The 21,570-nt window shown below is 38.7% G+C and carries 18 protein-coding genes; 5 read left to right on the top strand and 13 right to left on the bottom strand.

What is annotated here, in order from left to right; translation table 11 throughout:
* Positions 1-243: 243 nt before the first annotated feature.
* Complete coding sequence (locus GMB29_RS26030; protein ID WP_136357793.1) at positions 244-891, bottom strand: PspA/IM30 family protein; 648 nt, start codon at positions 889-891, stop codon at positions 244-246.
* Positions 892-1,051: 160 nt separating this feature from the next.
* Entirely contained in the window at positions 1,052-1,402 is a 351-nt protein-coding gene (locus GMB29_RS26035; protein WP_136357795.1) for a lmo0954 family membrane protein, read from the bottom strand.
* Between the two features lie 222 nt (positions 1,403-1,624).
* On the opposite strand from GMB29_RS26035, the gene GMB29_RS26040 reads away from it, so the two are divergent.
* A complete protein-coding gene (locus GMB29_RS26040) occupies positions 1,625-3,139 on the top strand; it encodes an FAD-dependent oxidoreductase (RefSeq protein WP_136357841.1) in 1,515 nt (504 codons plus the stop codon).
* A gap of 223 nt (positions 3,140-3,362) precedes the next feature.
* Here the strand turns inward: GMB29_RS26040 and GMB29_RS26045 are convergent, their stop codons facing one another.
* Together GMB29_RS26045 and GMB29_RS26050 are read right to left on the bottom strand one after the other, a co-directional pair.
* Positions 3,363-4,433 carry an LLM class flavin-dependent oxidoreductase gene (locus GMB29_RS26045; protein WP_136357797.1) on the bottom strand — a complete coding sequence of 357 codons (1,071 nt, stop codon included), beginning with the start codon at positions 4,431-4,433 and terminating at the stop codon, positions 3,363-3,365.
* A gap of 22 nt (positions 4,434-4,455) precedes the next feature.
* Positions 4,456-5,304 carry a VOC family protein gene (locus GMB29_RS26050; protein ID WP_136357799.1) on the bottom strand — a complete coding sequence of 283 codons (849 nt, stop codon included), beginning with the start codon at positions 5,302-5,304 and terminating at the stop codon, positions 4,456-4,458.
* A gap of 295 nt (positions 5,305-5,599) precedes the next feature.
* Here GMB29_RS26050 and GMB29_RS26055 point away from each other — a divergent pair, with 295 nt between their 5' ends.
* Positions 5,600-5,749, top strand: coding sequence for a hypothetical protein (locus tag GMB29_RS26055; RefSeq protein WP_155443953.1), 150 nt, complete (start codon positions 5,600-5,602; stop codon positions 5,747-5,749).
* 101 nt (positions 5,750-5,850) lie between these two features.
* Here GMB29_RS26055 and cobA read toward each other — a convergent pair whose 3' ends face one another.
* The 6 genes from cobA to nirB (GMB29_RS26080) form a co-directional block, all read right to left on the bottom strand.
* Entirely contained in the window at positions 5,851-7,320 is a 1,470-nt protein-coding gene (gene cobA / locus GMB29_RS26060) for a uroporphyrinogen-III C-methyltransferase (RefSeq protein ID WP_136357801.1), read from the bottom strand.
* Positions 7,321-7,622: 302 nt separating this feature from the next.
* Positions 7,623-7,952 carry a nitrite reductase small subunit NirD gene (gene nirD / locus GMB29_RS26065; protein ID WP_136357803.1) on the bottom strand — a complete coding sequence of 110 codons (330 nt, stop codon included), beginning with the start codon at positions 7,950-7,952 and terminating at the stop codon, positions 7,623-7,625.
* Positions 7,953-8,017: 65 nt separating this feature from the next.
* Positions 8,018-10,429, bottom strand: coding sequence for a nitrite reductase large subunit NirB (gene nirB / locus GMB29_RS26070; protein WP_136357805.1), 2,412 nt, complete (start codon positions 10,427-10,429; stop codon positions 8,018-8,020).
* Between the two features lie 252 nt (positions 10,430-10,681).
* Positions 10,682-12,814, bottom strand: coding sequence for an assimilatory nitrate reductase catalytic subunit NasC (nasC, locus tag GMB29_RS26075; protein WP_136357807.1), 2,133 nt, complete (start codon positions 12,812-12,814; stop codon positions 10,682-10,684).
* A gap of 22 nt (positions 12,815-12,836) precedes the next feature.
* Positions 12,837-12,908, bottom strand: a complete 72-nt coding sequence (locus GMB29_RS28145; protein WP_406600360.1) for a hypothetical protein — start codon at positions 12,906-12,908, stop codon at positions 12,837-12,839.
* On the bottom strand, positions 12,908-15,244 hold the full coding sequence (gene nirB, locus GMB29_RS26080; RefSeq protein WP_136357809.1) for a nitrite reductase large subunit NirB: 2,337 nt from the start codon (positions 15,242-15,244) through the stop codon (positions 12,908-12,910). Before nirB (GMB29_RS26080) ends, GMB29_RS28145 begins: the two co-directional genes overlap by 1 nt.
* Before the next feature lie 349 nt (positions 15,245-15,593).
* Here nirB (GMB29_RS26080) and GMB29_RS26085 point away from each other — a divergent pair, with 349 nt between their 5' ends.
* The 3 genes from GMB29_RS26085 to GMB29_RS26095 all read left to right on the top strand — a co-directional run bounded on the left by GMB29_RS26085 (position 15,594) and on the right by GMB29_RS26095 (position 18,648).
* Complete coding sequence (locus GMB29_RS26085) at positions 15,594-16,799, top strand: nitrate/nitrite transporter (protein ID WP_136357811.1); 1,206 nt, start codon at positions 15,594-15,596, stop codon at positions 16,797-16,799.
* A gap of 201 nt (positions 16,800-17,000) precedes the next feature.
* Complete coding sequence (locus tag GMB29_RS26090) at positions 17,001-17,417, top strand: MarR family winged helix-turn-helix transcriptional regulator (RefSeq protein WP_136357813.1); 417 nt, start codon at positions 17,001-17,003, stop codon at positions 17,415-17,417.
* A gap of 19 nt (positions 17,418-17,436) precedes the next feature.
* Positions 17,437-18,648, top strand: a complete 1,212-nt coding sequence (locus GMB29_RS26095; protein ID WP_136357815.1) for an MFS transporter — start codon at positions 17,437-17,439, stop codon at positions 18,646-18,648.
* Between the two features lie 213 nt (positions 18,649-18,861).
* On the opposite strand, the gene GMB29_RS26100 is transcribed toward GMB29_RS26095, so the two are convergent.
* The 3 genes from GMB29_RS26100 to GMB29_RS26110 form a co-directional block, all read right to left on the bottom strand.
* Complete coding sequence (locus GMB29_RS26100) at positions 18,862-19,680, bottom strand: uroporphyrinogen-III synthase (protein ID WP_136357817.1); 819 nt, start codon at positions 19,678-19,680, stop codon at positions 18,862-18,864.
* A gap of 461 nt (positions 19,681-20,141) precedes the next feature.
* Positions 20,142-21,041 (bottom strand): formyltetrahydrofolate deformylase, encoded by a 900-nt coding sequence (purU, locus tag GMB29_RS26105; protein ID WP_136357819.1) that lies wholly within the window; start codon positions 21,039-21,041, stop codon positions 20,142-20,144.
* A 79-nt stretch (positions 21,042-21,120) separates the two neighbouring features.
* On the bottom strand, positions 21,121-21,558 hold the full coding sequence (locus tag GMB29_RS26110; protein WP_136357843.1) for a threonine/serine exporter family protein: 438 nt from the start codon (positions 21,556-21,558) through the stop codon (positions 21,121-21,123).
* Between the last annotated feature and the right edge of the window lie 12 nt (positions 21,559-21,570).

Genomic DNA, 21,570 nt, shown 5'->3' on the forward strand with positions numbered 1-21,570 from the left:
GATAAACACAAATGTGTTGGTCATAAGACACTTCATAATCGAAGGTAGTAACTACATTCGATTATGAAGTAGCTTATTTAAAAAGCATGTGACTAGGTACATCATGATAAAAATAAGGCGCAGGGAATCACGCCTTATTAGCATACCATGTTTTGTTATGGAAAGGGCATGGAACCCGCTAAGCCACATTTTTTTCGAATTCCAGTTAAATGCTGACATGTTCAGGAACACCCAATACTTTTGTTAAGAAATTGCATTTGCTTCTTCATTTTTCAGCTGTTTTTCAAGTTCGGCAATACGGCCGTCGATTGTATTGCGGTGGTACGCGGAGTTTACTTGATGCTCTAAACGATCAAGGTAGTTTTCCATTTCTTCAAATCTAGAAATTGCCTTAGTAGAATAACTATTATTATCAACAACTTTATTCATTCTGTGATGAGCACGGGCAATATTTTCTCTTCCCATAAGCTCCATACGCTTAATATGCATATCTTTTAGCTTATGCTTCATCTCTTCATATTTTTGTTCAAGCTCATCAAGCTGGCGTGATGTTTGTTGAAGCGATTCTTCTAGACGTGCTGCACGCTCCTCATAATGGACTTGCTCTTTTAATGCAAATTGATAAAGATCCTCTTCACCAGCTTTCGAAGCAATTTCAGCTTGATACTTACGCTTCTCTGCTAGATGTGCTGCCTCTTTATACTCACGGTTAAATTCCTCTTTCAATAAATATTGGCGTTCAACTAGTTTTCGAACCTTTTCCGTTTCAGCTTCACATTGTCGTAAATAATGATTAAGAACTGAGATTGGATTTTTTTGTTCCTTTTGATCTAACGCCTCATGTAAATCAGCAGTAATTGAGTCCTTGATTCGAGTAAAAATATTAGCCATTTTTAATCTCTCCTTATTTAAATTATTTTTCGTTTTGATGTCTAGCTCCAGCGCTAACACATCGAGGTCACAAGCCACTCATAGATTCAAGGTAAAGAACACCTTCATTTTATAAGCGTCTTATTTTCCCTGGGTTGATCACGCTCTTACGCTTTTCTAATTAATAGTTTCCTTTTAAGTCATTCCATTCTTTTTCAAAGTTTGTGAATGGATCATTATCTTCTTTCACTTTTGCAGCTTTAGGTTTGTTCCAATTTTTATAGACAACATATAAGACATAAACAGCAACAAATCCTAAGATCGCTGGCAGATTAGATGCTGATGCAAATAACGCAATGATACCGATAGTTGCTAAGATTACTTTGTTGAAGGTTGAATCAGTTTTGATGAAGCCTTTATAGGCGAAATACATGATGAGCAAGCTGATCCCGAGTGCGATCATCGGGGCAAGATTTGACAGCAACACGATCACTGCCACCCCGCCTAATAGTAAGTAACCAAATTTTTTCATTACTTGTTTCCTCCTTTCGTTTGCTATGTCCTTATCTTACCTACATTTGAAAGTCCTCATAACGAGCCCCAGCTTTATTTTGATCTAAGACTTGAGACGTAGTGTGGATCAGACCTGTATAAAAAAGGGTTTATTCATACATGTTTTTATCCAAATTGGGTAAAAATTAACTGTATAACTAAAGGAGGGTTTCAATTGACAGAAGAATTTCCACAAGGGAAAATGCCATTTGAACCAGAACCATATTGGAGAGAGTCAGCTCAGCTAAAGACATTCCCTGCGCTTTCAATCGATACAGAGGTTGATGTTGCGATAGTAGGCGGCGGAATTACAGGTATTACAACCGCTTATTTATTAACAAAGCAGGGACTAAAGGTAGCTGTTTTAGAAGCAGATCAAGTCCTGAATGGTACAACTGGACACACAACTGCAAAGGTAACAGCACAGCATGGTTTAATTTATGATGAATTTATTCAGCATCTAGGTGTTGAGAAGTCCAAACAGTATTATGAAGCGAACAGCAATGCCCTTCAATTTGTCCGCCAAACAGTAAAAGACCTGCAAATCGAGTGTGATTTAACAGATGAAGATGCCTACATATATGCCATAAGTGATCAATATTTACAGAAAGTCAGGAAGGAACATGATGCCTATCAAAAGCTTGGCATCCCTAGCGAGTTTACCGAAAATATCCCTTTGCCTATTGATGTCAAAGGAGCTATTGTGATGAAAGACCAAGCTCAATTTCACCCGATCAAGTTTTTAGAAGCACTCGTAAATGAAATAACAAAGGCTGGCGGAGAAATTTATGAGCAAACAACAGCTGTTAATATTGATCAAACAACACCAAAGCCTATGGTTATTACCAGGGAAGGACGCCGAGTAACGTGTAAATATGCCATTTCATGTTCACATTTTCCTTTTTTTGATGGGAAAGGCTTTTACTTTACAAGATTACATGCTGAGCGCTCCTATGTATTAGGGGTACGAACAAAATACGAATTTCCTGGCGGGATGTATTATAGTGCTGATTCCCCTAGAAGGTCATTACGCTATACGCCATTCAACGGCGAGAAGTTAATCCTTATTAGCGGTGATGGTCATAAAACAGGTGAAGGCACACCAACTTTTACACATTACAAGGCCCTAGAAGAGTTTGGACAGGATGTAATGGGAATTGAGGAAATTAAGTATCGCTGGTCAGCACAGGATCTTTATACATTAGATAAAGTACCTTATGTAGGACCCATCACATCTAATAAGCCAAATATTCTTGTTGCAACAGGTTACCGAAAGTGGGGAATGTCAAACGGTATTGCCGCTGCACACCTATTACGTGATCTTGTTTTAGAAAAAGAAAATCCTTACCAGGACTTATATAGCCCTTCACGCTTTTACGCAGACCCGAGCATCAAACAATTCCTTATGAAAAACTTAGATGTAGCAGGTCACCTCATTGAAGGAAAAATTGATATTGCAGATAAACGAATTGAAGACATTCGAAATGACGAAGGCTCAGTCGTCGTTATTAATGGAAAAAGAGCCGGTTGCTACAAAGACGCTGACGGAAATTTGAATCTTGTTGATACAACGTGTACACATATGGGATGTGAAGTCGAATGGAATAGTGGTGACCGCACTTGGGATTGCCCTTGCCATGGGTCAAGATTCTCTGTTCAAGGTGATGTCGTGGAGGGACCTGCTAAAAAGCCATTGAAGCGGGTGGATTTAGAGTAGTTTTTATTGAAATCGTATCGATCTCGCCACATTAACATTAAGAGTTGCTGCCATATGGCAGGAATCTTGCAACTTCAGGGTTTGATTTTGCAACTTGTGAACTTATTTTTGCAACTTCCTGAAAAGATCTTGCAACTACATCACTTAATCTTGCAACTTTTCCATTTATTCTTGCATTCGATTAAATTAGACAAAAAACAACGCCGCATTCCTGCGGCGTCTTCTATTTACTTGTTGCCTTGCGAACGATCGGAGCAATTTTTGTAGCTAATAACTCAATACCTTCAGCAACCTTCTTGAATGGCATCCCGCCTATATCGATTTGGGCAATGAAACGTTGATGCCCAAACAGTTCGTATTGTTGAAGGATTTTTTCGATTATTTGCTGCGGGCTGCCGACAAACAATGCTGTATTTGAAGCGGTCATTTGTTCGAAATCTTCCCTTGACATTCTGAATCCCATCCCGCGCTGGCGGTTAACATATGACCAGTAATTTGCATAGTAAGGGTAGAATTCATCCTTAGCTTGTTGTGTTGTGTTTGCAAAATATCCGTGTCCTGTAACACCGATTTTAAGAGCTTCCGGTTTATGACCCGCCTCTTTGCCTGCTTGACGATAAAGATCGACTAATGGTTTAAATCTGATTGGATCACCGCCAAGAATGGCCATTGCCATCCAAACGCCCAACCTGCCGGCACGGGCAGCACTTTCTGGTGTACCGCCTACCCCAACCCAGACTGGCAATTCGTTCTGTACTGGACGCGGTGCAATTTCAGCATTTTTTAATGAGGAACGAAAACGGCCTGACCACGTGATCTTCTCGTTTTTGTTCAGCTTTAATAATAAATCGATATTTTCGGTAAACAGGGCATCGTAGTCATTTGTGTGATATCCGAATAGCGGAAATGATTCGACAAATGCACCTCTGCCCGCAATGATTTCAGCGCGCCCGTCTGAAAGGAGATCTAGTGTAGCAAAATCCTCAAACAAACGTACAGGATCAACTGTACTTAACACGGTTGTTGTGCTTGTTAATCGATTGTGCTTTGTTACCTGCGCAATAGCTGCCAAAACAACCGATGTAGCTGATACAGCATAGTCTAACCGGTGATGCTCACCAACTCCAAAAACATCAAGTCCAGCCCCGTCAGCGAGCTTTGCTGCTTCGATTATTTCCCTTATGCGCTGTTGGCTGCTTATGACTCTGCCTGTATGTGGATCAGGTCCTATATCTGCAAGTGAATAGAGTCCAATTTCGATCCCTGACTTTCTACTTCCGGTCTCCTCTTTCATTATAGTATTTACCTCCGCTTCATTAGATTTGTAAGTAAATACGGTTTCCAGAAGGATCTAAGGTCACAAAAGAACCATTTTCTTCGCTAACAGCCGCACCCATATTGTTCAACTTTTCAACAACGCGCTTTCTTGCTTCTTCATTGTCGTAAATTAATGTGAAATAGTTAAGCCCGACACTATTTTCAGGAGGTGTTGGCGCACCAACTCCGGCCCAAGTGTTTAAGCCGATATGATGATGGTATTTCCCTGTAGAGATGAAAAGTGCTTGGACTCCATAGCGACAAACCACTTCAAAACCTAATCCTTTCGTATAAAACTCTTCCGTTTGTTTCAATTCAGATACATGTAAATGAATATGACCCATGACTGTACCCGCTGGAAGACCCTTCCATGACTGTTCTTCCTCACTAGAAAGCAGGTCGCCGAAATCTAATGGATCGACTGTCATGGCTACTTCGCCTTTGTTCCAATTCCACACAGAAGGATCCCGATCGATATAAATTTCAATGCCATTTCCATCTGGATCTGATAAATATAAAGCTTCACTTACAAGGTGATCTGATGAACCAATTTGTATTCCATTATCAACAAAGTGTCTCACAATATTTGCTAAATCAGCGCGTTTCGGTAATAAAAGAGCAAAGTGATATAACCCTGTCGTATTCCTCTGTTTTGGAATAACGTTTTCCGGTTGTTCAATCGATAATATACTTGTTTTGCCATCAGCCGTTAGGTTAGCGGTTGTATTGGTTCTCTCAAGAATTTGAAAACCAATCACTTCTTGATAGTACTTTAGAGAGCGCTCTAAATTTTGCACCTTTATTTTCACATGACCAACAAATGTATTTGGTTTACTATGAAATCCCATCTATATGACCTCCTGATTATTGTATCTTCATCTTCTGAATACGTTAGTTTTTTATTCTATTGTTATCATTTACATTACCCACTTATTTTTACTACAAAAAACAAATATCTTTTTATTAGCTGGTTACTTTATGTAAGTTATTATATTTTTATAATAAGGTTTCGTCAAGTAAAGCATTGAGATATGAAAGAAATGTGTGAATTTTTAACATGTAAAATTTCTACATAAACCTTCATTGTAAAGACCAATAATGGATAGACTAAAATTATCATCACATAAAAGGAGACTTGGCAGCATGGACAAAACAAACAATAAAAATAATGTGACAACTTCTTTTAAAGGGAAAGTATACCAAAGAAAATCAGAAGCACTTTCAGAATACAATAAAACACTTCCTGGCGAGCCTCTTCCACAGCCAAAGGATTATGAAGAAATTGAGTATTAATGGAGACAGAATCTGATTTAGCTCTGTTAAATAAGAAAAGCTGAATCACCATGGATTGGGCTCCATGGGCACCCACCCTTGTGATTCAGCTTTAAATTTACCTATTGTGTTTTTGCCATTACATTTACGCTTGCTTGTGTAAAAGGATTTATATTTTCAACCATCAATGTTGGTTTGAGACCATACATAGTCGCCGTTTGAAAGGCCTGTTTATTTAAGCAGATGACGCTGATTAATGGATCATTTAGATGACTGGATAACTCATAATGTTCAGCTTTCTTCATATACATGTGTACTGCATCACTCGAAGGTAATAGAATCGTTGTGATGGCTGCATCATCAATCGATCTCTTAATCACCATGTCAAATCTTTCATCAATTGATGTTTCATAGACACTTGCATAATCATGTACCCCATACTTATAATCAAGCTTCCATCTTTGCTCATTTTTTATCTTTCCGCCTATGATTAATAGACTTCCGTCTGTATCCATATTGTCAGCAGATTGGGCTATTAACCCTTTATTCTCTATGGCAATGATTGATGATGGCTGTAGACAATATAATTTTGCCTGTACGTGGCGGATGTCGATTTTGTTCTTTCTTAATAGGTTAAAAAAATGCGTTACCGCTTCTGTTGTCTTAAACAAAATTCTTCTATATGATGTTACCTTTTGTTTAACCGCACGATCTAACGCCTTCTCCTTTATTTCCCATTTAGGAAATTCAATAACGTCTGCCCCTTTGTCAATTAAATCAGCAGCCATGCTCTTCTCATCAGCACTTCCTCGAGCAAGAAGGATTTGTTGGCCAAATAACGGTTTTTTCTCAAACCATTTTGTTTTCTCTCTCGTCGCAACAATATCACCAACTAATGTGATGGCAGGATTTTCAATGTTTTCATCTCGTACCTTTTGAACAATTGAAGAAAGTGTTCCTTCAACACATTGCTGCCTGCTCCACGTACCCCACCTGATCACGATGACAGGGGTATTTGGTGACTTTCCGTTAAGAATCAGGTTATCACAAATATGTTCTAGATTTGAAATCCCCATATAAAAAGCAATTGTTTGGACACCTCTAGCAAGTCCTTCCCAATCGATATCCGGTTTGCCGTTTTTTGATTTATCATGTGCTGTCACCATTGCAAATGAACCAGCATAGTCTCGATGTGTAACAGGGATGCCCGCATAAAGCGGTGCGGCAATCCCTGATGTAATGCCCGGTACAATTTCAAAGTTCACATTGTAATCAGCAAGAACTTCTGCCTCTTCACCAACTCGGCCAAAGACACTTGGATCTCCGCCTTTTAGCCTTACGACCGTAAAACCTGCTAATGCCTTTTCCAATAATGTTTGGTTGATCTCGTCTTGCTTCATAAAATGGCGAGTTGGAAGTTTGCCGCAATAGATCAGTTCACAATTTGCTTTCGCATATTCCAGTAATCTAGGATTCACTAATCGATCATAAAGAATCACATCAGCTTTCTTAATCGCTTCTACTCCCTTTACTGTAATCAGCTCACTATCACCAGGACCTGCACCAACTAAATACACTTTTCCTATCCCCATCATTTTAGTCCTCCCTTAGTATGTTAAGTAAGGGAAGGCATGCTTTCTAATAGGCTCACCATTCTATACTACCTTACTTTTGTTTAGTTCTCTTTTTAAAAATAGGCTGTTTTCGCAAACTTTGTTGCTATTTACCAATTAATGCGGTGTGGTTGATTCCCTCTTCAGATGCTCGCTTTTTAGCGGGGCGGGCGGTGAGACTCCTCGGCGTTAACGCCTGCATGAGTCTCACCCTGTCCCACTGCTCCAATCAACCTGAAATAGTTTTTGTTTTAAAAGCAACAATCTCTTAGAAAAGAGCCTTAAAATAAAAGATATACCTCTCCATCTTCTAATAGCGTTTCATACGTTTTTACACAGCCAAAGTCCGGCTCTTGCACCTTTCCATCCTCAAGGCAGATTTTCCAGTCATGCATCGGGCAAAATACATGTTCACCACTTACAATTCCTTCACTCAAAACTCCGCCTTTATGTGGGCATTTATTTTCAATCGCCTTGATTTTTCCATTGGAAAGTTTAAACACAGCTACTTCTTTATCTTTTTGTACTTGAACGGTTTTTCCAACTCGTTCTGGTAAATCCAACAGGGAACCAACATGTACCTTTGTCTTAATTAACTCCTTCATGTCCATATTCCTCCTTGACGAAATATTCTGTTATTTATGTGTATATTAAAAGAACGTTCGTATAAACGGGTTTACACGCCAATTGTTTCAAATAGTTCTTTCGTTGTTTTCTTATCTTCAATAATTTCTTTCCAAGGATCTCTATAAACAGACAATGCCTCATCCATGCGAGCATTTAACTCTTTGCGCTTGTTTTTATCATCTAGTACGGATTGAACATGCGCTAAGCCAACTCTTTCAATCCAAGCTGATGTACGTTCTAAATAATTTGCTGTTTCACGGTAATATTGCAAGTAAGCACCTGTGATTTCCATTGCTTCTTCATCTGTTTTTACCTTGTATAATAAATCTCCGCCACGGACATGTGTACCACCATTACCGCCAACATAGATTTCCCATCCGCCGTCAATACCGATAAAACCGATATCTTTAAAGCCTGATTCTGCACAGCTTCTCGGACAGGCTGAGACTGCCATTTTGACTTTATGAGGAGTTTGTAATCCTTCAAATTTCTTCTCAAGATTAATTCCAAGTCCCATTGAGTCTTGTGTCCCGAAACGACAGAAGGTTTCTCCAACACACGTTTTCACAGTTCGAAGTGATTTTCCATATGCATATCCTGAATTCATATCTAAATCTTCCCATACTTTTGGAAGATCATCTTTACTTACACCAAACAAGTCAATACGCTGCCCGCCTGTTACTTTCACTAACGGGATCTCATATTTATCAACAACATCTGCAATGCGTCGTAATTCATCCGCATTCGTTACCCCGCCATACATTCTTGGTACAACAGAATATGTGCCATCCTTCTGAATATTCGCATGCATACGCTCATTCACAAAACGTGATTCTCTTTCATCCTCATATTTAGTTGGGTTAACCATTGCTAAATAATAGTTAAGAGCTGGGCGGCATTTTGAACATCCTTCTTCAGATTCCCATCCAAGAACATTCATGACTTCTCTTATGTGTGTTAAACCTTTTTCTTTAATTCCATCTACAATCTCGTCCCTTGAAAGTGACGTACAACCACATATTGCTTCTTTTTGAGCTGATGCATCAAATTCAGAGCCAAGTGTAAGTTGTAATACATCTGCAACTAATGGTTTACATCCTCCACAAGAGCGTGATGCACTTGTACATGCTTTAATCTCATCAACGGATGTACAACCTTTTTCTTGAATCGCCTGAACGATTGCACCTTTTGATACACCGTTACATCCGCAAATGATTTCATCAGCACTCATAGTAGCCACTAAACTAGCGCCAGCTTCCTCGCCAATCGGCTGTAAAATCGTGATTTTTTCAGTATCCGAAATGTCTGCTTCTTTTTTAATCATTGAAAACAGTCGATTGCCTTCTTTACTGTCACCGAATAAAACAGCTCCAACAATTTTATTTCCTCGTAAAACGATCTTTTTATAAACTCCATCTTGCTCATCAAATATTTTGATCGACTTCTTCTCTCCATCTTCCATAAAGTCACCTGCTGAAAACACCTCAACACCAGATACTTTTAATTGCGTCGATAAGACTGAACCTTTATATGGTGCTGCTTCTTGACCACAGATGTGACTTGCTAAAACCTTTGCCTGTTCATATAAAGGTGCAACTAGACCATATGGGATGCCATTATGTTCTGCACACTCACCAACAGCGTACACATGTGGAAGATCTGTTTGTAAAAAGTCATTGACGATGATCCCTCTATTAATGGATATTCCACTTGCTTTTGCTAGTTCAATATTCGGCTTAATGCCTACAGCCATCACAACTAAGTCTGCTTCAAGCTGTGTGCCATCCTTAAACTTTAATCCTTCTACTCTGTCTGTTCCGTAAATTTCCTCTGTGCTCTTTTCAAGCAGAAATTTCATCCCTTGTTTCTCTAACTCTTTTTGCAAAAGCTTTCCTGCTGTTTCATCAAGCTGGCGTTCCATTAACGTAGGTGCAATATGAATAACCGAGACATCCATTCCTAGATTTAACAAGCCGCGTGCTGCTTCTAAACCGAGCAGGCCTCCGCCAATAACAGCCGCCTTTTTATAGTTCTTTGATGCTTCAAGCATGACATCCGTATCCTTAATATCACGGAATGCCGTTACTCCTTCTTTATCAGCACCAGGAAGTGGAAGAATAAACGGAACAGAACCTGTTGCAATAATCAATTCGTCATAAGGTATCACTCGATCTTTATCTGAAATGACAACCTTCATATCAGCATTTATTTTCGTTACCGTTTCTCCTGTATAGAGGGTAATATTATTTTCTTCATACCATTCCCAATCATTTAACGTAATATCTTTAACCTTTGTATCACCTTGCAGTACCTTTGATAATAGGATCCTATTATAGTTCGGATGTGGTTCACTGCCAAAGATTGTAATCTCAAACAAGTCCTCTGAAACTTTTAAAATCTCTTCAATTGCTCTAACACCGGCCATTCCATTTCCAACAAGCACAAGTTTCTTTTTATCCACCTGATTTTCCTCCCCTAAGAAAGTTTCTTATAGCTTATCACGAGCCAATGAAATATTTTATATACATGTTAGATTTTCTAACATTGTTTTATTTTCTAACATGATAAAACCTAGTGAAATTGCGGTTTTCAGCTACCATAAGGGGAAAATTGTACTAGAAGAAACGCGAGTTACCATTCCTTTTTGCGATAAAAAAGAGGTATGGATTCCCATACCTCTTACACAAAGTTTTACATTGAATGTTATTTTTTTTCACACAGGACTTACATGAACAGCACTCACCTTAAACCCCGGCATTTTACAATGCGGATCAAGCTCTTCTCCGACGAGCTTGTTTACATTTTGACTATCTGCCCAGTGAAAAGGGACAAAAACAGTATCTTGCCTGATTTTTTCCGACCATTTACTTCTAACGACAATCCGCCCTCGTTTTGAAGCAACAGAAACTAACCGGTTATTTTCGATATTAAACTTCCTTGCTGTCTCTGGGTGGATTTCAAGATAAGATTCAAAGTTTCTCGCCGCTAGTGCTGAGCTTTTCCTTGTTTGCACTCCTGTTAAATAGTGTGACATCACTCGGCCAGTTGTTAAGTATAACGGATATTCATCACATATTTTTTCCTTCGGAACATCAGGAGTGTTTTTAACAGCAATCATTTTAGCTCTTCCATCAGGATGGGCAAACGATTTTTCAAATAATCGTTCTGTTCCATTATGCTCAATGTCAGGACAAGGCCAAAGAATTCCTCCTTCGTTTTTAATTTTCTCATATGTTATCCCGTAATAGTCTGCTGTACCGCCTCGACTTGCAATCCTTAACTCATTAAAGATGTCCTCTGCTTTTGTATAAGAAAAATACTGTTCTTTCCCTAGTACTTTCGCAATCTCACAAAGAATCTCCCAATCATGCTTAGCTTCACCGGGACATGGCCGACTCGCTTCGCGAAGTGTTACTCGACCTTCAAGGTTAGTCATTGTTCCTTCATCTTCTAAGTAAGATGAAGCAGGTAGAATGAGATCAGCATATTGAGCTGTCTCAGAAATAAATAAATCGACTGCAACAAGAAACTTTAATTTCTTTAGAGCAGCTTTTACAAAATTAGCATTTGGATTTGATACGACTGGATTTGAGCACATAAGAAGCATGCCAGTAATTTCACCCTGATCTATTTTTTTAAACACCTCAAAAGCTGAAACACCTTTTCTAGGCAGGTCTTCTTTCTTAACACCCCATACATTTGCGATGTATGCACGATGCTCTTCATTCTCAATCGATCTGTAGCCTGGCAGTTGATCGGCTTTTTGCCCATGCTCGCGCGCTCCTTGCCCATTTCCTTGCCCGGTAATTGCCCCATAACCTGAAAGCGGCTTTCCGATCTTGCCTGTAGAGATAAGAATATTCAGTAAATTCCTCACAGCATCTGTCCCGTCGATTTGCTGCTCTACACCCCTTGCTGTGAAAATCATTCCAGATTCTTCGCTGGCAAATTTAATCGCAGCACTTCTTATTTGTTGAATCGGCACACCTGTCATATCAGAGAGATCCTCTAATGATAGAGATGTTACATAATCCCTTACTTCATCAAATCCTGTCGCTCTTTCCTCGATAAATTTCTTATCAATTAAGTTTTCTTCAATGATCACCTTTAATAATCCATTTGCCAGCGCTGCATCCATCCCAGGTTTTACTTTAAGGTGCATGTCTGCGATTTGCGTTGTTGCTGTCTCACGCGGATCTATTGCAATGATAAATGCGCCGTTTTCTTTTGCCTTTTCAAAGTAGGGCATAATTGTCGGCTGACATTCTGCTATATTTGTTCCTGATAAAATAATGACTCGTGTAAATGGCACTTCTTTTAACGTATTTGTGAACCCGCGATCAGCACCAAAGGTCTGATTCGCTGCGGTTGCAGCCGCAGACATACATAATCGGCCATTATAATCAATATAACGAGTTTTTAATGCGACACGAGCAAATTTACCAAGCAGATATGCCTCTTCATTCGTGATTGATGCACTTCCATAAACAGATAATGCATCATAGCCATCAACTGCCTGGATGGTTGAAAATTGTTCCTTAATATGAAGCAATGCTCGCTCCCACGAAATTCGCACAAATTCTCCATTTACTTTCAGAAGAGGATGTGTAATTCGATCCTGATGAAAAGCATGCTGATGGGCATTCATACCTTTAATGCACAGCCTCCCTTCAGACGTGGGGTTGTCTTTCCCTATTGTTGTATACTTTTTCCTCGAAACAATTGATTGTTCAATTAATTGCATTTTACATTGCATACTGCAGAACGGACATTGCGTATTATACATTTTCTCGGATTGAACCTCTTGTTGCTTTGTCCGGAAATATTTTAGTAATAGCTCGGTCAAGGCACATCATCCCTTTATTTATTTAATGGAAAGCAGGCAAAACCCGCTTACTTAGCTTGCAAACTGATTTCATTTCAAACAAAACCTTTGTCACTACTTTACAAATTGACCTGTAAAGGCGAACTTTTCTGCTTCAAGACGTTCAAGTAACAACCCTCTAAGAACATCATCAAACAAAACTTCTCTTATATGAATAAGGCCGACTCTATCAACCCAATCACTTACTTGCTCAAGGTAATTCGCTGTTTCCCTGTAATATTGGACAAGCCCGCATATCAATTCCTTTGCATCTTGATCATGTTTAGCTACTGTAAATAATTCACCTTGCTTCATTTGAGGACTAATGCTTCCGCCTACGTAAATCTCCCATCCTCTGTTAAAACCTATGACACTAAAATCTTTTGTCAGCAAATCAACTGGACTATGCTTGCAAGCTGCTACAGCTAATACAACATTATGGGGTGTTAGTAAATAATCTAATTCCTTTTCCATATCAATCGATAACTGTAAAGCATTTTCCTTATGGCACTGACAATACTGCTCACCAAAGCTGTTGTTTACAAGTCTGATCGTATGTTTTTGGGCTGCTCGCAACGGCATATTTAATTCTGAATAGACCGCATGAAGCTCTTCCTTTTTAATACCATTTATTTGAATTCGTTGATCAGGTGTAAACCCGACATCTGTTAGATTGTATTTTTTCATCAGGTGAGAAATTTTTTGAAGCTCTTCAGCATTCGTTTTTCCTCCATACATTTGTGGAATGATTGAATATGTTCCATCCCTTTGAAGCTGTGCCTTCATGTTACCTTCTACTAAATATGTCTCATTCTCCGGATAGATCATCGCTAAATAATAATTAATAGCTGGCACACAGCTTGAACAGCCTTCAGAGGTCTTCCATTCAAGTTGTTTAAAGACATCTTGGATTTTGAAGAGGTTTCTTTGTTGAATTTGCAGGACAACCTCATCCTCAGTCAATGATGTACATGTACATAAGGATTTTTGTTGAATAGTCTCATTACACTCATCACTATGAATATAGTGTAACAAGTCTGAAACAACTGACTTACACCCGCCACATGAGCCCGATGCTTTTGTGCATTGCTTCACTTGCTCAACTGTTGTTAACTCTTTCTGTTGAACTGCCTCCATGATGGCTCCTTTTGAAACCCCATTACAGTTACAAATAATTTCAGTTAGCTTCATAGATTTTATCTGTGGACCATTCGTATCTGCCGTTTGAAGAAGGCTTCGTTTCTCTTCATCGCTAACATACTTTCTTTTTATGATCATATCTAATAGTTTCGATTGGTCTGCTGTATTTCCGTATAACACGGCACCAACAATCATATCATCACGGATAACGATTTTTTTATACACTCCATCCACTTCATTCAAGATCTTTAATGAGGTCGTCGTGTCATCCTCAGCGAATTCACCTACGGAGAAGAGATCAACACCCGGTACCTTTAAGCTTGTTGATAAGACCGTTCCCTTGTAGCCCTGCTCGTCTAGCCCGCAAATATGCTTAGCGAGAACTTTCCCTTGTTCATAAAGTGGTTTGACTAATCCATAAATCACGCCTTTATGTTCAACACATTCACCAACAGCGTAAATGTCAGCTTTATTTGTTTTTAAATAGTCGTTAACAATGATTCCGCGATTAGTCAAAATGCCGCTTTTCTTAGCAAGCTCGATATTCGGCCTCACCCCTACTGACATGACGACAAAATCAGTTTCTATAGATGTCCCATCTGTAAACTGAATTTCTCTCACGCGATGATCTCCGATAATCTCTTTTGTCACTTTCCCTAAGAGAAATTCCATCCCTTGCTTCTCTAATTCTTTTTGAAGCATGGTTGATGAAATTGAATCAAGCTGACGTTCCATTAAATACGCAGAATTGTGGATAACTTTAACCTCTAAGCCTAGATTTACAAGTCCTCTTGCTGCTTCTAAGCCTAATACTCCGCCACCGATTACAACCGCTTTTTTATAATGCTTTGACGTTTCAATGATTTCCTTACAATCATCTATTGTGCGGAATGTTACAACTCCATCCTTTTCACTACCTGGTATGGGTAAAACAAATGGTATGGAGCCAGTAGCAATAATCACTTTATCATAGTTGATGATGCGCTTTTTATCTGTTTCAATCTGTTTTTTGTGATCATCTATGTTTACAACCGTTTCTCCTGAAAAGAGTTTTATCCCATTTTCTTCATACCATGTTAACGAATGGATCGATATGTCTTGAAATGTCGTCTCCCCTTGTAAAACAGAGGATAATAAAATCCGATTATAATTTAGATGCGGTTCACTCCCTATTATTGATATATCAAAAAGACTTGAATTTTGTTTTAAGATTTCTTCAACACAACGAATACCCGCCATTCCATTTCCGATTACCACTAATTTTTGCTTCATCTTTACCTCCAGCATTAAAGGTATGACTTCTCATAATGAACTAATTATTTCATATTTTTCATTCATAAAGGTTTTTGTTGTTACATTTTCTAACATGAAATCTCATTTTGTCCTGCATTCTTCTCTTTTTCACCTCCAATTCAATCGCTCTTTTTTCATGAGCTTTTCAAAAACCATGTTATATTTTCTAACGTGTAACTTTTCTTGCAAAAAAACTCCGCTTATAATGAACCACATATTTAAGAAAAGTGTAGGAGGCAAGCGACAGGTTAGATGGATAGCCTACAACGCCTAGTACAGGACACGAAGATAAAATTTTACTATTTTGATGCTGAAAGGGGATTATGCAATGAAAATTTCTGATTTAAAATCGAGTGGTAACCCGAAGACTCTATTTTCTTCCTTCCTTTATTTCGATATCAGCTTTATGATATGGGTTATACTTGGTGCACTCGGCGTATTCATTACTCAAGACTTTGGATTATCACCTGCTCAAAAAGGATTAATTGTAGCAGTACCGATTCTTGCCGGCTCGTTTTTCCGTATAGTGTTAGGGGTGTTAACAGATCGAATTGGCCCTAAGAAGACAGCCATTATAGGAATGAGCATTACGACAATTCCGCTACTTTGGGGAACGTTTGGCGGGACTACCTTATCAGAGCTTTATATGATCGGGATTTTATTAGGGGTTGCCGGTGCAAGCTTTTCCGTTGCATTACCAATGGCGAGTCGATGGTATCCGCCGCATTTGCAAGGCTTAGCAATGGGGATTGCTGGTGCAGGGAACAGCGGAACATTAATTGCCACATTATTTGGACCTCGTATTGCTGAAAATATCGGTTGGCATGCAACAATGGGAATCGCCCTTATTCCGCTACTTATTACGTTCACAATTTTTATCTTTTTAGCAAAGGATGCACCAACACAACCAGAACCACAGCCATTGGCAAATTACTTCAAAGTATTTGCTTATAAAGATACATGGTTTTTCTGTTTGCTTTATAGTGTGACCTTTGGTGGTTTTGTTGGGTTAACAAACTTTTTAAGTATGTTTTTTGTTGATGAATATCAATTATCAAGTGTCCAAGCCGGTGATTTTGTTACGCTATGTGTAGCAGCAGGCAGCTTTTTCCGTCCTGTCGGCGGCTTTCTTTCTGACAAATTCGGCGGTGCGAAGGTATTAAATGTCTTGTTTATCATGATTGCCATATGTATGGTAGCCGTTAGTCAGCTTCCTCCTTTATTTGTCATGACAGCCGTATTATTTGTCGGGATGTTATGTTTAGGTATGGGTAATGGCGCAGTATTTCAATTAGTTCCCCAGCGATTCCAAAAAGAAATTGGGGTTATTACAGGTATTGTCGGGGCAGCAGGCGGCGTTGGCGGTTTCTTTTTACCAACATTATTAGGCACATTTAAGGAATTGACCGGCTCTTATGCTTCAGGATTTATCATTTTCTCTATCATCGCACTCATGGCATTTGTTATTTTGTTAGTTGTGAGCAATACTTGGAAGAAAGCAGTAAATTTAAAAGGAAATGCTATGAAAGTTTAAAATACAGATGACTACCCTCGGCTTCATTTGGCCGAGGGCTTTTTTTATTTTTTTAGGATTGCATGGGATTGCGATCTTTTTTATCTATCTGTTATCCTTTACAAATTTCTCCTTTATGGTATATTAGTTAAGTTGTTATTTACCTAGGTAAATAATTTGTAACTAATCATATTTATGTGGGATAGATTGAGGAGATTATAAATGGAAAACACAAGCAAGCTCTTTCACATGCTCTATCAGAAAACGCGGCTAATGACAAAAGAACAAAATGACCATATCCAAAAACACGGCTTATATAGTTCACAATGGTCGATTCTTTTTTGCTTAAAAATCAATGGACCGATGACACAAAGTGATATTTGGCGTTATTTATCTGTAGAAGCTCCAACCATTACCCGTACAATTGTAAAGCTCGAGGATAGCGGCTGGGTTAAACGGACACAAGGAAGCGATAAACGTGAGCGGCTCGTTTCACTTACAGATAAAGCAATTGAAAATTTCCCATCCATTGAACTAGATGTAAGAGCATTTGAGCAAAAAATGCTTGCATCGTTATCGAAAGAAGAACAGGAAAACTTGTTCCACTTATTAACGAAACTTGGTACACCAAACAAATAAAAAGGAGGAATGAGTCTAAATGGAACATGAAAAAAAGCAACCAATTTGGACCAAAAGTTTTATCAGTATTTCGTTAAGTAACTTTTTTATCTTTATCGCCTTTTATGGCTTACTAGCATCCTTGCCTATTTATGTCCTTGATGAACTCCATCGTTCAGAGCTTGATGCAGGTTTAGTTGTCACGATTTTTCTTTTATCAGCTATTATCGTTCGCCCATTTTCAGGCAAACTATTGGCTGATTACGGCAAAAAAAGAATGTTAATGACTAGTCTTCTCTTATTTACAATTTGTTCATTTTTGTACTTATGGATCGATCAATATGCTTTATTACTCGTTTTGCGATTTTTCCATGGAATGTGGTTCAGCATCGCAACGACAGCGACTGGTGCAATTGCAGCAGATCTTATCCCCCTAAAAAGACGTGGTGAAGGTCTTGGATATTTTGTCATGTCAACGAATCTTGCAGTTGTTTTCGGCCCTCTTATCTCACTAACTCTCATACAAGCAGCATCATTTAAGATCCTATTTCTTGTATTTGCGGTATTAATATTAGTCGGATTACTTATAACAGCTACAAGTAAGGTGAAGGAATTACAGCAAGCACCTACTGAAACGAAGAAACGATTACAGTTTTCAGATTTAATTGATCAAAAAGCATTGCCAGTTGCTTTTATTGGGAGTTTAGTAGCGTTCTCTTATTCAAGTGTTCTTTCGTTTCTATCTATCTATGCAAAAGAGCTTAATTTATTAGATGCAGCAAGCTTTTTCTTCGTTGTCTTTGCTGTTGTCATGTTAATCGCACGTCCTTTTAGCGGCCGCTTATTTGATACAAAAGGTCCACACTTTATCATTTATCCGGCACTTGCGCTATTTTTCATCGGATTGTTTTTATTAAGTATTACACAAACTTCCTTTATGCTTCTTCTATCAGGTGCATTTATTGGTCTTGGCTATGGAACGGTTGTCCCATCTTTACAAACACTTGCAGTACAAGCAACAGATCGCCATCGAAGCGGGCATGCTACAGCAACATTCTTTACACTTTTTGACACAGGTTTAGCAATTGGTTCTTATGTCCTTGGAATCGTTGCCACACAACTTGGATATAGTACTCTTTACTTCATTACTACTCTGTTTATGATCGTTGTCGTTATATGCTATAAGCTTGTGCTGCATCGAAAAAAAGGAGCTGCAGCGTTAAATTTGGAGGAATCAAACACTAGTATTTAAAGCTGGACTTATCGGTCAATTGGTGAGTTATTACTTCTCGTTAAACTCGGTAAAAAAGGTGACTGTTCTACTTTTAGGAGTAGAGAGTCACCTTTTTTTGTTTTTACCTGCTGTAATTAACCAAATGACTCTTGGTGACGGACCATTATAAGCATCATTCTGGGTGTATAAAAAAGAACGACTAAAAGCGTCGCTCTACTTTTTATTAAACGATCATTTGTTACCTTCTAAGTCTTGATAGTAACGGACAAGGGCAATAATCGCACTACCCATTCGCTCCTCCTCTGGTACAACCATTCTTGTAATGCCCACTTCACGTAAAGCCTGCGCAGTCACTTTGCCCACTGAAACAGCCATCACATTTGTTGCGAATGCCTCTAAGAGTTCTTTTTCAACACCTTGCTCTTTAGCATATGCCATTAAAAAGCGAGCTTGAGGGGTACTAGTAAAATTCACCGCATCAATCTCACCTCTTAAGATTTCACCAACAAGCTGTGCCATCACTTCAGGCTTTGGGGGAATATGCTTATAAGGTAGGATTTCACGATATTCGGCACCTTGTTCATCAAGCAAATTCATTAATAATGGCGCTGGATCACCGTGAAGCTGCAGGGCAACACGACAGCCTGTTAAACGATGTGCCTTCAGTTCTCTTACTAATCCTGCTGTACTGCCATCATCATCTCTAACATCTGGCTTAATTCCTAATTTCTTTAAAACATTCACCGTTTTATAGCCTCTTGCTGCAATTTTGGCTTTTTCTAATGCTTTAATAAAGTTTTCACCTAACCCAATACTCACTGCTGTTTGGTATAACTTATCTGTCCCAATACCAGTCGTGAAAATAAGCCAATCAAAGTTTCCCTCGACCAATGCATGGATCTCTTTCTCAACATTTGAATCATCAAGGAAGACAGTTCCTTGTGCAGGTCGTACCAAAGCAACCCCGCCTAAATTCTCAACAAGCTTACTCAGCTCTTCAGATTTTCTTTGTCCAGCTAAAGCTATGGTTTTGCCATTCAATCGTTTCACGACAATCCCCCCGATAATTTTCTAAGTTGTTCATATTGTATCATCTTTAAGAATTGGTTTGTCTGATAATTTAAAAAAGACTGACATAGTTATGACAAGGCTAGTTATTTTATCTTTTAAATCTTCAAGGCTGTTTTAGCAAACTTTGTTGCTATTTACCAAGTATTGCTGTGTGGTTGATTTCCGCTCCAGATGCTCGCTTTCCGCGGGGCGGGCGGTGAGCCTCCTCGGCGTAAACGCCTGTGGGGTCTCACCTGTCCCGCTGCTCCCGCAGGAGTCTCGCACTTCCGCTCCAATCAACCTTAAATAGTTTCCGTTTTAAAAGCAACAATTTCTTAGAAAAGAGCCATCTTCAATGACTTCCTCAAAACTTTCATCATAAAAAATGAGGTACTCATCACATTCTTTTGAGTACCTCATGATTTACAGTATTCTTTTATGAATAGATACTCTACAAAACCTTAGAAAACAATCGTTTTATTTTGATGAACAATAATTCGATCTTCCAAATGCCATTTCACGGCGCGGACGAGTACACTTCGTTCAACCGTACGACCGATTTTTTTCATATTATCGATATCATCGCGATGATTTACACGAGCGATATCCTGCTCGATAATCGGACCTTCATCAAGGTCATTTGTAACATAATGGGATGTTGCACCGATTAGCTTTACTCCGCGTCCATACGCACGTTCATATGGCCTTGCGCCAATGAATGCTGGTAAGAATGAATGATGAATGTTAATAATCTTATTAGGATTTGCGGCAACAAAGTTCGGTGTTAAGATTTGCATATATCGTGCCAATATAATTAAATCAATATCGTGCTCTTTTAGCAGCTCCAGTTGTTTTTCTTCTACTTGAGCGCGAATATCTTTATTTGCTGGAATATAATAAAACGGGATGTTAAATGATTCAACAACCTCTCTTGCATCCTCGTGATTACTTATAACAAGGGCAATATCTGTCATTAGATCTCCACTTTGCCAATCCCATAGAAGCTCTAATAAACAGTGAAGTTCTTTTGATACAAAGATTGCTGTTTTTTTCACATTATATACATGAGTTAGCGTCCAATCCATTGAAAAATCCTCAGCAAGAAGAGCAAACTGCTTCTCCATCTCTTTTGCCTTTACCTTTAATCCGGGACATTCAAATTCGATGCGAATGAAAAATGTTCCGCCTTCAGGATTTGTTGAATACTGGCTTGACTCAATAATATTTGCATTATGGGAAAATAAGAATTTTGAGATCATCGAAACAATTCCAGGTTGGTCAGGGCAACTAACTAAAAGGCGCCCACGATTTTGATTTCGCTTTTGAAATTGTTCGATTTGATCTTTACTAAATGAATTCATGATAAAAACCTCTCTATATGTGATGAAAATCATTATACATGACAAAGTTTCATTTTTTAATACATTTAGTGAATTGTCATTAAATCTTCCTAAGACTAGCCTTACGAATAATCTGATTCATGACCTCTGATAAAACTAACCCGATCGCAATCGCACCAGAAATCATAAATGCCTTTGCAGCAAGAGGAATCGCCGCATTAAAATCATTTTCAACCACCTGTCTCATAGCGTCATATGCTAATCCGCCAGGGACTAACGGTATAATGCCCGAAACATTAAAAATAATGACAGGTGTTTTATATTTTTTAGCAAAAAAATGACTAATCACAGCAATAATAAAGGAAGCAAATAATGTGGCAAGTACACTATCCATCTTATATTGATACAAGATAAGATAAATCATCCAGCCAATCATTCCAACAAAACCGCATTTCAATAATGTTTTAGCAGGCGCACTAAAAATAATACCAAATGCCGCTGTCGCAATAAAACTAGTTATGAACTGTTCAATCAATATAAAAGCCTCCTT

The sequence above is a fragment of the Metabacillus sediminilitoris genome, from assembly GCF_009720625.1.
In the GTDB taxonomy this organism is placed as follows: Bacteria; Bacillota; Bacilli; order Bacillales; family Bacillaceae; genus Metabacillus; species Metabacillus sediminilitoris.

Coding starts and splice junctions, on each gene's coding strand:
- GMB29_RS26045 (WP_136357797.1), bottom strand. CDS start 4,433: ATGAAAGAGGAGACCGGAAGTAGAAAGTCAGGGATCGAAATTGGACTC.
- GMB29_RS26040 (WP_136357841.1), top strand. CDS start 1,625: ATGCCATTTGAACCAGAACCATATTGGAGAGAGTCAGCTCAGCTAAAG.
- GMB29_RS26055 (WP_155443953.1), top strand. CDS start 5,600: ATGGACAAAACAAACAATAAAAATAATGTGACAACTTCTTTTAAAGGG.
- nirB (WP_136357809.1), bottom strand. CDS start 15,244: ATGAAGCAAAAATTAGTGGTAATCGGAAATGGAATGGCGGGTATTCGT.
- nirD (WP_136357803.1), bottom strand. CDS start 7,952: ATGGACATGAAGGAGTTAATTAAGACAAAGGTACATGTTGGTTCCCTG.
- purU (WP_136357819.1), bottom strand. CDS start 21,041: ATGAATTCATTTAGTAAAGATCAAATCGAACAATTTCAAAAGCGAAAT.
- GMB29_RS26085 (WP_136357811.1), top strand. CDS start 15,594: ATGAAAATTTCTGATTTAAAATCGAGTGGTAACCCGAAGACTCTATTT.
- GMB29_RS26035 (WP_136357795.1), bottom strand. CDS start 1,402: ATGAAAAAATTTGGTTACTTACTATTAGGCGGGGTGGCAGTGATCGTG.
- GMB29_RS26030 (WP_136357793.1), bottom strand. CDS start 891: ATGGCTAATATTTTTACTCGAATCAAGGACTCAATTACTGCTGATTTA.
- GMB29_RS26090 (WP_136357813.1), top strand. CDS start 17,001: ATGGAAAACACAAGCAAGCTCTTTCACATGCTCTATCAGAAAACGCGG.
- GMB29_RS26050 (WP_136357799.1), bottom strand. CDS start 5,304: ATGGGATTTCATAGTAAACCAAATACATTTGTTGGTCATGTGAAAATA.
- GMB29_RS26095 (WP_136357815.1), top strand. CDS start 17,437: ATGGAACATGAAAAAAAGCAACCAATTTGGACCAAAAGTTTTATCAGT.
- cobA (WP_136357801.1), bottom strand. CDS start 7,320: ATGGGGATAGGAAAAGTGTATTTAGTTGGTGCAGGTCCTGGTGATAGT.